Annotated in this window: 12 protein-coding genes and 2 pseudogenes; 3 read left to right on the top strand and 11 right to left on the bottom strand. The window is 59.9% G+C overall.

Going from position 1 to position 13,496, the window contains the following annotated elements; translation table 11 throughout:
- The 3 genes and pseudogenes from KHQ28_RS23425 to KHQ28_RS23435 form a co-directional block, all read left to right on the top strand.
- A pseudogene (locus KHQ28_RS23425) lies at positions 1-867 on the top strand (sugar hydrolase); the annotation flags it as partial.
- 23 nt (positions 868-890) lie between these two features.
- On the top strand, positions 891-2,273 hold the full coding sequence (locus KHQ28_RS23430) for an MFS transporter (protein ID WP_004151222.1): 1,383 nt from the start codon (positions 891-893) through the stop codon (positions 2,271-2,273).
- Between the two features lie 43 nt (positions 2,274-2,316).
- The gene (locus KHQ28_RS23435) at positions 2,317-3,933 is read left to right on the top strand and encodes a carbohydrate porin (protein WP_004151221.1); all 1,617 of its coding nucleotides are present in this window, start codon (positions 2,317-2,319) and stop codon (positions 3,931-3,933) included.
- 40 nt (positions 3,934-3,973) lie between these two features.
- Here the strand turns inward: KHQ28_RS23435 and KHQ28_RS23440 are convergent, their stop codons facing one another.
- From KHQ28_RS23440 to KHQ28_RS23495, 11 genes and pseudogenes are all read right to left on the bottom strand, one after another.
- Positions 3,974-4,420 carry a hypothetical protein gene (locus KHQ28_RS23440; RefSeq protein ID WP_004175959.1) on the bottom strand — a complete coding sequence of 149 codons (447 nt, stop codon included), beginning with the start codon at positions 4,418-4,420 and terminating at the stop codon, positions 3,974-3,976.
- Positions 4,421-4,498: 78 nt separating this feature from the next.
- Positions 4,499-4,795 carry a NadS family protein gene (gene nadS / locus KHQ28_RS23445; protein WP_004148529.1) on the bottom strand — a complete coding sequence of 99 codons (297 nt, stop codon included), beginning with the start codon at positions 4,793-4,795 and terminating at the stop codon, positions 4,499-4,501.
- 178 nt (positions 4,796-4,973) lie between these two features.
- Entirely contained in the window at positions 4,974-5,201 is a 228-nt protein-coding gene (pptA, locus tag KHQ28_RS23450) for a tautomerase PptA (protein WP_032440046.1), read from the bottom strand.
- A 70-nt stretch (positions 5,202-5,271) separates the two neighbouring features.
- Positions 5,272-5,889: a glutathione S-transferase family protein gene (locus KHQ28_RS23455; RefSeq protein ID WP_032440047.1), complete on the bottom strand. Its 618-nt coding sequence runs from the start codon at positions 5,887-5,889 to the stop codon at positions 5,272-5,274.
- A gap of 77 nt (positions 5,890-5,966) precedes the next feature.
- Positions 5,967-6,818 (bottom strand): transporter substrate-binding domain-containing protein, encoded by an 852-nt coding sequence (locus KHQ28_RS23460; RefSeq protein ID WP_072198328.1) that lies wholly within the window; start codon positions 6,816-6,818, stop codon positions 5,967-5,969.
- Between the two features lie 38 nt (positions 6,819-6,856).
- Complete coding sequence (locus tag KHQ28_RS23465) at positions 6,857-7,636, bottom strand: amino acid ABC transporter ATP-binding protein (RefSeq protein ID WP_002906697.1); 780 nt, start codon at positions 7,634-7,636, stop codon at positions 6,857-6,859.
- On the bottom strand, positions 7,620-8,546 hold the full coding sequence (locus KHQ28_RS23470; RefSeq protein ID WP_004189808.1) for an amino acid ABC transporter permease: 927 nt from the start codon (positions 8,544-8,546) through the stop codon (positions 7,620-7,622). The genes KHQ28_RS23465 and KHQ28_RS23470 overlap by 17 nt, the downstream gene beginning before the upstream one ends.
- A gap of 9 nt (positions 8,547-8,555) precedes the next feature.
- Positions 8,556-9,065: a GNAT family N-acetyltransferase gene (locus KHQ28_RS23475; protein WP_004180127.1), complete on the bottom strand. Its 510-nt coding sequence runs from the start codon at positions 9,063-9,065 to the stop codon at positions 8,556-8,558.
- Positions 9,066-9,076: 11 nt separating this feature from the next.
- Positions 9,077-11,340 (bottom strand): annotated as a pseudogene (locus tag KHQ28_RS29325) (NtaA/DmoA family FMN-dependent monooxygenase).
- Positions 11,341-11,364: 24 nt separating this feature from the next.
- Positions 11,365-12,486, bottom strand: a complete 1,122-nt coding sequence (locus KHQ28_RS23490; protein ID WP_055314457.1) for a M20 peptidase aminoacylase family protein — start codon at positions 12,484-12,486, stop codon at positions 11,365-11,367.
- Positions 12,476-13,483 (bottom strand): MsnO8 family LLM class oxidoreductase, encoded by a 1,008-nt coding sequence (locus tag KHQ28_RS23495; protein WP_055314456.1) that lies wholly within the window; start codon positions 13,481-13,483, stop codon positions 12,476-12,478. Before KHQ28_RS23495 ends, KHQ28_RS23490 begins: the two co-directional genes overlap by 11 nt.
- Between the last annotated feature and the right edge of the window lie 13 nt (positions 13,484-13,496).

The following is a 13,496-nucleotide window of genomic DNA, read 5'->3' on the forward strand; positions in this document are numbered from 1 at the left end:
GTGACTGACGTGACCTTCGGCCACCACGATCTGGTCCGCCGCTGCCTGTATCTCTTTGCCGGCCATACCCGGGAAGATGGCATGGTTTCCGCCAATGTCTTTGTTCAGCCAGAGGTACGCGCCGATGACACCTTTCTGTTTGATTACTCATTGTTTTTTGTCGACGTGCTTTATAACTACCTGCAAAGCACCGGCGACACGGAAACCGTCGGTGAGCTGTGGCCCACGGCGCGGCGGCAAATCGAACTGGCGCTGACCCGCTGCGATTCTCAGGGGCTGGTGCGCGACAGCGATGACTGGTGGGTATTTATCGACTGGCAGGCGGAGCTGAATAAACAGGCCTCGGCGCAAGGGGTGCTCATCTACTGTCTGCAGCGCGCCCTCTGGCTGGCGCAGCGTTTTGAACCGCAGCGGGTACCCGACTACACTGCCACGCTCTGGCAGCTGAAGGAGGCCGCCCTCCACCACCTGTGGGACAACGATCGGCAGGTGTTTATCAGCGGCGCCGTGCGTCAGGTCTCATGGGCGTCGCAGATCTGGCTGGTGCTGGCGGAAGTTGGCACCGCCGGGCAGCGTCAGGCGCTGATGCGCCGCCTGCAGCAGCAGCCGCCCGCCATTGCCATGAACACCCCGTACCTGCGTCATCATCACATTGTTGCCCTGCTACAGTCCGGCCTGCGCGAGGAGGCGGTGGCGGAGATCAAAGCCTACTGGGGGGCGATGGTCGCCTACGGCGCCGACACCTTCTGGGAAATTTTCGACCCCCAACATCCTGACTTTTCCCCGTATGGCAGTAAGCTTATCAACAGTTACTGCCATGCGTGGAGCTGTACCCCGGCCTGGTTTATTCGCCAGTACGGACTTTAACAACAACGATAAGCGAGTGATTTATGGCAGAAACAACGTTTACCCTGTGGCGGCAGCGCCTTGGCTATGGCATTGCCGATCTCTCCTGCAACCTTGTGTGGCAGATGATCTCTCTGTATCTGATGTTCTTTTACACCGACGTCATGGGTCTCCCGGCCTATTATGTCGGCCTGATGTTCCTGGTCACCCGGCTGGTAGACGGCGTGGCCGACGTGCTGATGGGGCTGGTGATCGACAATACCACCACCCGCTGGGGGCGCTGCCGCCCCTGGCTGCTGATCGGCGCCCTGCCTTTTGGCCTGCTGTGTATTCTGGCCTTTTATGTGCCGGATTTCGGCACCACCGGCAAACTGCTGTACGCCTTTGTCACCTATCTGTGTCTGTCGTTCCTCTACACCCTGGTGAATATTCCGTTCTGCGCCATGCTGCCGTTTTTAACCAGTGATTCCGCAGAACGCACCACGCTGTCGGCGGTGCGCATTTTGCTGGGCTCCCTTGGCGCCACCATCGTCGCCGTGGCTACGCTGCCGCTGGTCGGCATGCTAGGCAAAGGCAACCAGCAGCAGGGATTCCTCTATACCGCGGTGATTTTTGGCGTACTGGCGGCCTTTTTCCTGCTGGTGAGCTTTCGCAACGTCGAAGAAAAGATCACCCTTACCGGGGAGCGCATGACCCTGAAACGCGCCTGGATTAGTCTGCGCGCCAATCGTCCGTGGTGGGTCTTCGCCAGCAATATCTTTCTGATGTGGGGTGCATTTTTCTTTCAGACGGGGGCCCTGGTGTACTTCTTCCATTATTACGTCGGGAATACCGAGCTGACGGCGGTTATCGCCGGGATCTCCACCTTCGTTCCCCTGCTCGGCACCCTCACCGTCCCGCTTCTGGCCCGACGCATGAAAAAACGTCATGTCTATCTGGTGGCCAGCGCGGTCAATCTGCTCGGGATGGGGATTATGATGGTGTCTGGCGCCCACGTTCTGGGACTGATCGTCGGGGCCGTGATCCTCTCCCTCGGCGCCGGCCAACGCACGGCTATCTATTTCTCGATGCAGGCCGACCCGGTGGATTACGGCGTGTGGAAAACCGGGATTAATACCGCAGGGATCCTGACCTCGATAAACGGTTTTCTCGGCAAGGTGGCGATGGCTGGTGCCGGGGCTATCACCGGCGTGCTGCTCTCCTCCAGCGGCTATATCGCCAACCACACGCAGAGCGACAGCGCCCTGTTGGCCATCAAGGCCTGCTATCTATACATTCCGGCGCTATTGATCCTCGCCTCGATGCTGTGGATGGGCCGCTTCTACCGCCTCGACGATCAGTATGAGCAGATTCGTGCCGACCTTGATGCCGGACGCGGCGCCTCGCCAGCCCCGGCCCCGACCGCCGGAGAATCCCCCGCCATGTAAGGCGCCCCCGCTGATTTAACCTCTGGATAAATTAAGGATTTTTATGCGTATCTCTGTGATTAGCGCAGCGGTTTGCTGCGCCCTTTTTCCGCTCATCAGCGTCAGCGCCGCCGGCTTGAGCGTGGAGCAACGGCTGGCGCAGCTGGAAGCGCGCCTCAATCTCGCTGAACAGCAGGCCAGCGAGGCCAGCCGCCGCGCGCAGCGGGCAGAACAGCAAACTGCCGCCGCCGAGCAGCGCGCCGCGGCGGCGGAGCAGCAGGTGCAGGCGCTCAGCCAGCAGACCACGGCTCGCGAACAAAAACAGCAGGCCACTAATCAGCAACTGAGCGAGCAACTGGCGAAGCGCGCCCCGGACGATGGGTTTACCTTTAACGCCTACGCCCGTTCCGGGATGTTAGTCAACAGCCATGGTAAAGGCGCCCGCGGCGGGCCGGGCGTCTCCCCGGCCAGTTCGCTCAACGGCGATGCCCATGTCGGTCGTCTCGGTAACGAAAAAGATAATTACGCTGAGCTGAGCTTTGGCAAAAAGCTCACCTTCAACGATGGTTCATGGGCGCGCTTTAAGACCATGCTCGCCGACGGGGCCACCAACCCGGATCCGTGGGTTCAGGATAACGACAGCCACCATCTGAACATTCGTCAGCTGTACGTCGAGATGGGTAACTTCGCCGAATTCACCGGTCCGTTAAAACGCGCCTCAATTTGGGCCGGCAAGCGCTTCGATCGGGATAACTTCGATATCCACTTTACCGATAGCGACATCATGTTCCTCGGCGGTACCGGCGGCGGGATCAATGATGTCGACTGGGGAAGCGGCCTGCGCGGCGACTATTCGGTGTATGCACGTAACTTCGGCGACCTTGGCAGCGATAATTACGCGGATAATGACATCCAGAATCTGCTGTTCACCGCCAACCATTTTTACGGCAACTGGCAACTGATGACCACGGTGATGACCGCCCAGGGCAACGATGACCTGAAAGATAATACCTCGACCACCGGAAGCTATGCCCTGCGCAGCGATAACACCGCCAAAAACGGCTACTACGCGATGCTGGCCCTGCACGATAAACAGCAGTTCTACGGCCTGGCGCCGGGGGTGTCTGAAAGCGCCCTGCAATACGGCGTCGGGCTGGGCGCCGAAGCGCGTCAGCCGGGGAGCGATGGCGATCTGACCGAGAACGCGGCCTCCCTGCGCTTTGCGTCGTATGGCATCCTGCCGTTGGGGAAAAACTGGCAGCTGGCGCCGTCGGTGATAGCCCAGCATAGCGAAGACCGCTATCGCGACGGCGACCGCTACGACTGGGCGACGTTTAACCTGCGGGTATCACAGGGGATCTCCGCTCACTTCGCCCTGCTGTATGAGGCCTCGTGGCAGTATATGGATCTCAATCCGAACGGGCGCAGCTATCGCTATAATGACAACGTTTATCAGTATCAGGCGGTGCGTGGTGATTTCTACAAGCTGACCTTCGCCCCCACCTTTAAAGTGGGTGATGTGCTGGATATCAAGGCGCGGCCGGAAATCCGCTTCTTTGCCACCTGGATGAACTGGGATAAAGCGCTGGATCGCTACGCGATAAATGACGATTTCGGCAGCAAAGGCTTTACCGCCGGTGGGACATGGAACTTCGGCGTGCAGACGGAGATTTGGTTTTAATCAAACGGCCCGTCCGGCTCAAATGCCAGGACGGGTTGATTTAAATACACGCTGTTACTTTGTCACTATGCCAGTGCTGTATGAAGTAATATAAACTCATAAAATAAAAACCATAACAGGCTAAAAAGATAAAGGTTGTTTTTATAATTCCAACAAGTGACTTTCGTTTTTTCTCAACGATGAGAAGATCGTGAAACCTTTCTTGCTGTTGTTCTGGTGTTAAATTATCAACTATTTTATTTTTTATATCATCGTGAATCTTTTTAAACGTTCGCTTTTCACCTGGAAAGCTACCGTGTAGAAGAAATAAAAAAATAAAGAAAAGCATAACGAATGCTAATATCCGAATACTGGGCTCAGTTACCCCCCAGCATCCAAGGGTAGCAATAAACAACCAGATACCATGAGTGTTTGCTCGCGCTCTAAACCTATCAATATGAGCGCTGTATTTCTTGATTTCTTTCAAAATAGAATCGTTGGTTTCCATACGTAATGCACTCCTTTTTAAAGGCCCCGGTTACGAAAGAGGGCAAACTCTGCCATTTTCCTTGCGAAGAATAACCTTTCAAACAACCTTCAACAAGTTGATAATCAATGGATTACCCTGAAGCAATAAAAGCAGCTTTCTGGCTGCACCGGTTGGGTGACGTCGTTTCGTTTCCCAGCTTTTAACCAACTCGTAGCTAACGCCAACGGCCGCTGCAAAGTCCTGCTGTTTTAAACCTGTGGCTTCACGTATCGCTTTCACGTCAATTTCGCTGAAGGTATGAACGTGCTGCTCCATCGGCATTTGTTCACCTTTCTCGATCCTGACCATTTCTTCTGCACTCGCCAGCAGATCGGCAAACAATTCGTCTTTCATACCCACCTCGGTTGGCTCTCTGGCGCTTAGGATAGATGAACATGCTGTTTCTCTCAGTGCGTCGCCGGAGAAGCCCTCCCCGGGGGCGGCGCAAAGCGCCTTGCCCGGGCTACGGAACTGCAGACCGCTGAGAACGCGTAGCCCGGATAAATGCGCAGCATCGCCTCCGGGTGTCGGGTTACATGGTATAACCCGGCTTCTTAATCAACTGCGCCATCTGCGGGGCGATCTCACTGTCCCACACCGCCTGCCACGCGTCCGGCTCAACCTGAGTGAGTGCGACGCTGACGGCGCTCTCTTTGCTGTTCAGATGGCGGATCAGCACCTCGGTAATGTCGGCGGCCAGCGCGGTTTTTTGTTCATCAGTCAGTTCACGGGGAAAGCATTTAATATCAACATGCGGCATAGCAAAGACTCCTTGTGATCAGAGCCATAACGCTACCACAGAATGGCCGTTATGGTTGGCATCGCGTGCGTTAAATCAGCTTGTTACGGCGTAGCGCCGCGGCCAGCTCCGGTCGCTGACAGACCGCCCGGGCGATGGCGGCGAATTTTGGCGCGTGGTCGTCAAACCACGCCTGGCGGGGTCCCCAGCGGTACATCGCCGCGATATAGCAATCCAGCAACGTTACCGACGCGCCCAGCGCCCACGGCCCGGCGGCCAGCTGCTGTTCGAACCAGAGATAGAGATTTTTCCGGTACTGGCGACAATTCTCCACCAGCTGCTCCGCGGCGGCGGGCGCCCAGCGTTCCGGGTAATCGGCATAGGTAAAGGTAGGATAGACATTGGCCACCAGCCAGACCAGCAGGCGCTGAAACTGCGGACGCTGTGGCGTCCCAGGCGCGGGGGCCAGATCGGGACGCTGGTCGAGGATCATCAGCGCGATGGCGGCGGTTTCGGTCATGATGCTCCCGTCGGCCAGCCTCAGGGTGGGCACCTGGCACAGCGGATTAATCTGCCGCAGACGCTCGCGCGCCGGACCGGGCTGGTCAAAGCCCTCCACGTCAACCACCTCGTAGGGAATATCGGCCAGGGAGAGCATCAGCTCGCTAATCATCGAGCCCCATCCCGGCACGCCATAAACGGTTATCATGGTCTGCCTCCAGGGTAAAGCCTAAGTGTAGGCAGAAAACCGCCGCTCACCTACCCGGCACACCATGCCACTGGGGGTTAGTAGGTTATCCCCGGCGGGTTGACCACCGACTGCGCCACCGCTTCGCCCTGCTCCCCCCAACGCGCCAGCACCTGCTGATATTCACCGCGGGCAATCGCCCCGTCGAGGGCTGCCTGCAGGGCATAGACCAGGCCGTTGCCTTTTTTGGTGGTTGTCGCCACCCACGCTTTTTTCGGCCCCAGGCCCACCACCCGGGTCTGGCCGTTAAGCGCCGCTTTAAAGGCTGCCACCGACTGCGGGCCGAAAAAGATATCCGCCCGTCCGGACTGGATATAGAGATTGCCGGAGGCATCATCGGTCAGGTAGACCGGCTGGGCCTGCGGCCGTCCGGCGGCGCGGTTGTCCTCGTTCCAGCCCAGCAGGATCCGCTCCTGATTGGTGCCGGACCCGACGATCACTTTGCGCCCCGCGAGATCGGCGGGTCCGTTTACCGCGACGATATCACTGGTGGATTTCACCGAGAAGGCCAGGGAGTCCACCCGGTAAGTCGCAAAATCGAACTTCTCTTTGCGCTTCTCGGTCACCGCGATATTGATCAGCGCCACATCGTAGCGGCCGGAGGCGATGCCCAGCGGCCAGTCCTCCCACGCGGTGGGCACCAGCCTGAGCTTCAGGCCAAGGCTTCCGGCCAACAGGCGGGCTATATCCGGGTCGCTACCGATCCGCGTGCGGTTGTCGCTGGCCAGCAGGGCCAGCGGCGGCGAATTGAGCGCCGAGATCGCCACCGTTAGCGTCCCCGGCTCGACGAAGCGATAGCCCGGCGGAATTTTCGCTATCGCCTGTGGGTCGCGGGTGACCGGCAATGGCTGCTCATTGGCGCGCAGATCCAGCGCCGCGTGAGCGCTCATGGCAAAAGCGCTGAGAACAAGGGTCATTAGCGCTCTGTTCATGACGGCAGCACCCTGGATAAAAACTGCCGGGTACGCGGATGCTGCGGATGGTTGAGCACCTCGTCGCTGCTGCCCTGCTCGACGATCCTGCCGTCGACCATAAACACCACCTGGTCGGCCACCTCGCGGGCAAAGCCAATCTCATGGGTGACCACCACCAGGGTGGTGCCCGATCGCGCCAGCTTCTTGATGACATCCAGTACCTCGCCCACCAGCTCGGGATCCAGCGCCGAGGTGGGTTCATCAAACAGGATCACCCGCGGGTTCAGCGCCAGCGCCCGGGCAATGGCGATACGCTGCTGCTGACCGCCGGAGAGATGCCGCGACCAGGCGTCGGCTTTATTGCGCAGTCCGACGACGTCCAGTAGCTCATAGGCGCGGGCAATGGCCTCTTTACGCGTGACCTGCTGGTGGGCGATCGGCGCCTCAATCAGGTTCTCCAGCACCGTCAGGTGCGGAAACAGGTTAAAGTTCTGGAACACGTAGCCGACGTTGATCCGCTGGCGAAGAATTTCCTTTTCTTTCATCTCATACAGCTTGTCGCCTTTGCGGCGATAGCCGATATAGTCGCCGTCAATCTGAATAAATCCCTCATCGACCCGTTCGAGGTGATTTATGGTGCGCAGCAGCGTGGACTTGCCCGAACCGGAAGGGCCGAGGATCACCGTCACCGTGCCCGGGGGGATCTCCAGCGACACATCGTCCAGCGCCTTGTGGCGGCCATAGTATTTGCTGACCCCGGTGATAGAGATATGGCCATTATGAGAGCTGGGCATGAACGGCCTCCTGCGGCTGTGGTTGACGTGCGGGTTGATTCAGACGGCTGCTGCGGGCGCTGTTTACCGCCGAGCGGCGTTCGCTGCGCGCCAGGCCCCGTTCCACCAGATACTGAATGGCGGAGAGGACGCTGGTGATCGCCAGATACCAGGCGGCGCCGACCATCAACAGCGGGATCACCTCCTGGGTACGGTTGTAGATCATCTGGATGGTGTAGAACAGTTCCGGCATCGCCAGGACGTACACCATCGCCGTTCCCTTGGCCAGACTGATGATCTCGTTGAAGCCGGATGGCAGGATGGTGCGCAGCGCCTGCGGCAGAATAATGCGCAGCGTGCGCCGCCAGGCGGGTAGCCCCAGCGCGGCGGCGGCTTCATACTGCCCGTGGTCGACGCCGAGAAAGCCGCCGCGAATAATCTCCGCGGTATAGGCGCTCTGCACCAGGGTCAGGCCCACCACCGCCGTGGAGAATTGCCCCAGCACGTTAATGGTCTGATAGCTGGCCCAGGTCACGCCGGTAAACGGGATCCCCAGCGACAGGGTGTCGTAGAGATAGGAAAAGTTATAGAGAATGATCAGCACCACAATCAGCGGCAGCGAGCGAAACAGCCAGATATAGCCCCAGGCGAGACTGCTGAGCAGCCACGATGAGGACAAACGGGCCAGCGCCAGCAGGCCGCCGAAGATCACGCTTAGCACCGTGCCGAGCAGGGTCAGGAGCAGGGTTTGCCCCAGCCCCTCGAGGATCACCGGGTCGAAGAACCAGCGGGCGAAGACGCCCCACTCCCAGCGCGGGTTAAAGGCCACCGACTGGATCACCACCGCCAGCACCAGCAGGGCGACCAGAGCCCCGACCACCCGCAGCGGATAGCGCGCCGGCACCACTTTGATCGTTTCAGATGAATGCATAATGCCTCCTCAGGCGCTGTGGCTGTAGGCGCTCACCGCCAGCGCTTTAGTGAACCGCAGCCGGCCATCGTACGGCGGCTGACTGTACTCTTCCGGGTCTCGCGTGAGGTCAAACTGCGCCTCATACCCCTGGCTGAGATAGAGCTTTACCGCCTCCGGCTGACGGAAACCGGTGGTCAGGTAGATATGGCTGTACCCGGCCAGCACCGCCCGTCGCTCCAGCTCCTGGACCACCTTCGCCGCCAGCCCCTGCTGGCGCAGACGGCGGTGCGTCCAGATACGTTTGATCTCTGCGGTGTGACGATCCTTCGGCTTATACGCGCCGGTGGCGATAATTTCACCCTCACGCTCAAGGACAATAAACAGCCCCTGCGGCGGCAAATACCACTCACTTAACTCCACTTCCGCATCGCGGGAAAAATAGTCGCCGTAGCGGGCGGCATATTCGGCAAACAGCCCGCTAATAATCGGCTGCAGCTCCGGAGCCTCCGGAGAAATATCGCGGAATGCTTCGCTCATCGCGCCTCCTGTCAGTCGCCCAGTCCGGGCGGATTGATTTCCGATTGCGGAATGCTTTCCACCCCTTCGCCCCAGCGGTTAAGCACTTTGGCGTAGTCCCCGCTGGCGATAGCCCCGTTCAGCGCCGCCTGGACGGCATTCACCAGCCCGCTGTCTTTTTTCAGCGTTACCGCGATATGCGCCGCTTTCGGCCAGCCGCCATCGACGCTGCCCACGAGTTTGGTTTTGCCGGTCAGCGCCGCCTTCCACGCGCCAATCACGTTGGGGCCGAAGAAGGCGTCGGCTCGTCCGGTCTGCAGGGCCAGCGTCTGGGCGGCATCATCCTTGGTGTAGACCGGGATAAACGGCTTCAGCCCCTTCTTGACGTTCTCCGCGTTCCACGCCAGCAGGATCGCCTCCTGGTTGGTGCCGGAGCCGACAATAATCTTTAGCCCGGCGATATCTTCCGCTTTGTCAATCTTGCTCAGCGGACTGGTGCTTTTGACGTAGAAGCCCAGCGAGTCTTTGCGGTAGGTGGCGAAATCGAACTTCTCTTTCCGCTCTTTGGTGACGGTAATATTGCTGATCGCGGCATCATATTTGCCGGAGGTGACGCCCAGCGGCCAGTCTTCCCATGAAGTGGGAACCACGTTTACTTCCAGCCCGAGGCTCTCCGCCACCAGCCGGGCGATATCCGCCTCGCTGCCGAGCAGGGTTTTGTTGTCATCGGCAAAGACCGTCAGCGGCGGAGAGTTCAGGGCCGCCACCGCGACGGTGAATTTCCCCGGCACCGCCAGATGCAGATCTTGCGGCAACAGGGCAATGGCCTGCGGATTTTTCGCTGTATGAATCGGCGTTTTGTTGGCCTCCAGGCTCACTCCGGTGCCATTGATCTTGACGTCCTGACCCCACGATGAGGCGCTAAATGCCAACGCGACGGCCAGCAAGAGTGTTGTTTTCTGCATAGCGTGATTCTCTTTTATTATTTTTGGAATTGATTAGCGGGTAGCGCCAGACCCAGACTTTCCCGCAGGGTGGTGCCCGGATAGTCGCGACGGAACAGTCCGCGCGCCTGTAACAGCGGAACCACCTCATCCACAAAGCGCGGGAAGGTTTCCGGCGTGCCGCCCTGAATAATGAAGCCGTCCGCCGCGTGCTGCTCGAACCACAGTTGCAGGCCATCAGCGACATCGCTGGCGGTGCCGGTAAAGCGCGGACGCGGGCTGGCTGCCTCCAGAGCCACCTGGCGCAGGGTTAAGCCCCGCTCGCGGGCGTGACGTTTAATCTCGTCGGTGGTGCTGCGGAAGCTGTTTTGTCCGAGGTCGCCAATATCCGGGAAAGGTTCGTCGAGCGGGTACTGCGAGAAATCGTGGTGTTCGAAATAGCGCCCGAGATAATTCAGGGCATCCTCGATGGAGACCAACGCCGCGGTGGTCTGGTACTGCCGCTCCGCGTCCTCGGCGTCATCCCCGACGATGACGCTGACGCCCTGGAAAATATGCAGTTGGTCCGGGCTGCGCTGATATGCGGCGAGTTGGCTTTTGACATCCCGATAAAATGCCTGCGCCTCGGCCAGCGAGTCCTGATGGGTAAAAATGGCATCGGCGTGGCGCGCGGCTAATTTTTTGCCGTCATCCGACGCGCCGGCCTGGAAAATAATCGGTCGGCCCTGCGGCGTGCGGGCAATATTTAGCGGCCCGGCAACTTTAAAGAAATCGCCGTGGTGGTCGAGCGTATGCAGTTTATTTTTATCAAAGAACTGACCAGTCTCCTTATTGCGCACAAAGGCATCTTCTTCCCATGAATCCCATAAGCCTTTCACCACCTGCAGATATTCATCGGCAATGCGATAGCGCAGCGCATGATCCGGATGTTGGGCCAGGGAGAAGTTTTTCGCCGACCCCTCCAGCGGGGAAGTGACCACGTTCCACCCCGCCCGTCCCTGGCTTAAATGGTCAAGGCTGGCGAACTGGCGGGCGGTGGTAAACGGCTCGCTGTACGAAGTGGATAAGGTCCCCACCAGTCCCAGACGCCGGGTGACCGCGGCCAGCGCGGAAAGTACCGTTAAAGGTTCGAAGCGATTTAAAAAATGGGGAATCGATTTTTCATTGATATATAACCCGTCGGCGACAAAAATAAAATCCAGCTTCCCCTCTTCCGCTTTTAACGCCGTCTGCGTGACAAAGTTAAAATTAATACTGGCGTCCGCCTGCGCCGCCGGATGACGCCAGGCGGACATATTTCCCGATGCGCCATGTAATATGGTTCCCAGACGCAATTGTCGATTTTCAGACATAGCTACCCCTCCCCCTGTCATTCGTTAAATGTGTTGTAACGCTTCTTCCGCGAGACGGGCGAAATAGTGCGCCGCGGGCGCAATCAGCCGTTCATCCGGATTAAATGCCGGATGGTGCAAACCATATTCGCTGGCGCTGCCGATGCTGACGAACGCCCCGGGAATATGCTGAAGATAGACCGCAAAATCTTCGCCGCCGAGATGCAGATCGGCATGATGGGTGCGGTACCCGGCCTGGGCTGCCACCTCGCTGGCGAAATCGGCCCAGCGGGCGTCGTTGACCAGCGCCGTCGGGTCGGCGTACCAGAAGACGTCAATCTGCGCGCCAAAGGCGCTGGCGAAACCGGCGGCAATCTCGCTGACCCGGGCCTTGACCCGCTGCTGCACTTCACTGCTGTGGGTGCGCAGCGTCCCCTCCAGCTCGACGCTCTCCGGCAGCACGTTCCAGGTATTGCCTCCCTGGATCCGCGTCACGCTGAGCACCACCGAGTCGAGGGTGTTAACCTCCCGGCTGGCCACGCTCTGCAGCACCGTCACCAGCTGGCTGGCCAGCAGGATCGCATCCCTTCCTTCATGTGGGCGGGCGGCATGCGCCCCCTTCCCGGTCACTTTGAAGACGAAGCGGTCGACGTTGGCGTAGAACGCGCCGCCGCGGGTGGCAAATTCGCCCACCGGCAGGCCGGGCTCATTGTGCATGCCGAAGATCGCCGACACCTCCTCCAGCGCCCCGGCGCGGATCAGGGTTTTCGCCCCGCCAAAATTTTCCTCCGCCGGCTGAAACAGGATCCGCACCCGCCCCGGGAGTTCCGCTTCCCGCTCCTTCAGCAGCAGCGCCGCCCCCAGCATCACGCTGGTGTGAATATCGTGGCCGCAGGCATGCATTACCCCTTGATTCTGCGAGCGGTAAGGCAGACCGGTCGCCTCCTCGATGGGCAACGCGTCGATGTCCGCCCGCAGGGCAATCACCTTGTCGCCGCTGCCGACTTCGGCGATCAGCCCGGTTTTCAGATCGTAGGGCAGCAGGGTCAGCCCGCCGCTCTGCAGCCAGTCGCGGATCCGCGCGGTGGTGGCCACCTCCTGCAGGGAGAGCTCCGGGTTCTGGTGCAGCTCGCGCCGCCAGCTAATCAGTTGTTGTTCAAAGGACATTCAGCACCTCCTTGCCGTAGTGAGCCTGCGCCAGCAGGCGCAGGGAGTGCAGGCGCGCTGGCCCGTCGCTAATGGGGGTATCAATGATGAGTTCATCCAACTGTTCTTCCGCCTGCAGCGCGTCAAGCCGGGCTTTAACCTGTTCGGGAGTACCGGAGATCAGCGAAGATTCACGGCGGGCAATGCGCGTCGGTCGGCTGCCGGCCTGGCGGGCAAAAGCGACGGCCTGCGCCTCACTGCCGACGGTCACCCGCTGGCCGTTCTCCAGCTCGACGCCCCACACCTCGACCTGCTGCGCCAGCGCGGCGGCGGTGGCCGGCTCGTCAGCGACCACCACCTGGACGGCGACCATCGCCTCACGCGGGCTGAGCTCGCGCCAGCGGTTGAACACGGCACGGCGCAGCGCGCTGTCGCCATTGAGATGGGCGGCAAAGACAAAGTTCCAGTCAAGGCGGGCGGCCAGTTCAGCACTCTCCAGGCTGGCGCCGAGCAGAAAACCGTCTGCCCGGCGCGGCGGGATCGGCGTGGCGCGTAGGCTCTCCTCTCCCCCGGGCTCAGTCAGCGACAGCCAGTTATCCAGCTGCGCCAGCTGATCGGCAAAGGTCCCTTTCTCCTCTTGATGCAGGCCCTGCTGCAGGGCGCGGGTGGAGAGCGGCAGGCCGCCAGGCGCCTTGCCGACCCCGAGATCGATGCGGCCCGGCGCGAGGGCGGCCAGCAGGTTAAAGTTTTCCGCGACCTTATAGGGGCTATAGTGCTGGAGCATGACGCCGCCGGACCCAAGACGGATCCGCCGGGTGTGGCCCAGCAGCCAGGCGATAACCAGCTCCGGCGAGGGGCTCGCCAGCTGATCGGTATTGTGGTGTTCAGCGACCCAGAAGCGGTGGTAGCCCCAGGCTTCGGCGTGTTGCGCCAGCGTTAATGTACGCGCCAGCGCCTGCGCGGCGGTTTCCCCGGCGGCAAGCGGACTTTTATCCAGAATACTGATTCGATAAGACATTTCGCAGGCTCAT

It is taken from the genome of Klebsiella sp. 28, assembly GCF_018223905.1.
GTDB classification, from domain to species: domain Bacteria; phylum Pseudomonadota; class Gammaproteobacteria; order Enterobacterales; family Enterobacteriaceae; genus Klebsiella; species Klebsiella pneumoniae.

Excerpts from the sequence above, each read along its gene's own strand:
- KHQ28_RS23495 (WP_055314456.1), bottom strand. The coding sequence starts at position 13,483 with ATGTCTTATCGAATCAGTATTCTGGATAAAAGTCCGCTTGCCGCCGGG.
- nadS (WP_004148529.1), bottom strand. The coding sequence starts at position 4,795 with ATGAAAGACGAATTGTTTGCCGATCTGCTGGCGAGTGCAGAAGAAATG.
- KHQ28_RS23465 (WP_002906697.1), bottom strand. The coding sequence starts at position 7,636 with ATGCCCAGCTCTCATAATGGCCATATCTCTATCACCGGGGTCAGCAAA.
- KHQ28_RS23490 (WP_055314457.1), bottom strand. The coding sequence starts at position 12,486 with ATGTCCTTTGAACAACAACTGATTAGCTGGCGGCGCGAGCTGCACCAG.
- KHQ28_RS23475 (WP_004180127.1), bottom strand. The coding sequence starts at position 9,065 with ATGAGCGAAGCATTCCGCGATATTTCTCCGGAGGCTCCGGAGCTGCAG.
- KHQ28_RS23455 (WP_032440047.1), bottom strand. The coding sequence starts at position 5,889 with ATGATAACCGTTTATGGCGTGCCGGGATGGGGCTCGATGATTAGCGAG.
- KHQ28_RS23435 (WP_004151221.1), top strand. The coding sequence starts at position 2,317 with ATGCGTATCTCTGTGATTAGCGCAGCGGTTTGCTGCGCCCTTTTTCCG.
- KHQ28_RS23430 (WP_004151222.1), top strand. The coding sequence starts at position 891 with ATGGCAGAAACAACGTTTACCCTGTGGCGGCAGCGCCTTGGCTATGGC.
- KHQ28_RS23460 (WP_072198328.1), bottom strand. The coding sequence starts at position 6,818 with ATGAGCGCTCACGCGGCGCTGGATCTGCGCGCCAATGAGCAGCCATTG.
- KHQ28_RS23470 (WP_004189808.1), bottom strand. The coding sequence starts at position 8,546 with ATGCATTCATCTGAAACGATCAAAGTGGTGCCGGCGCGCTATCCGCTG.
- KHQ28_RS23440 (WP_004175959.1), bottom strand. The coding sequence starts at position 4,420 with ATGGAAACCAACGATTCTATTTTGAAAGAAATCAAGAAATACAGCGCT.
- pptA (WP_032440046.1), bottom strand. The coding sequence starts at position 5,201 with ATGCCGCATGTTGATATTAAATGCTTTCCCCGTGAACTGACTGATGAA.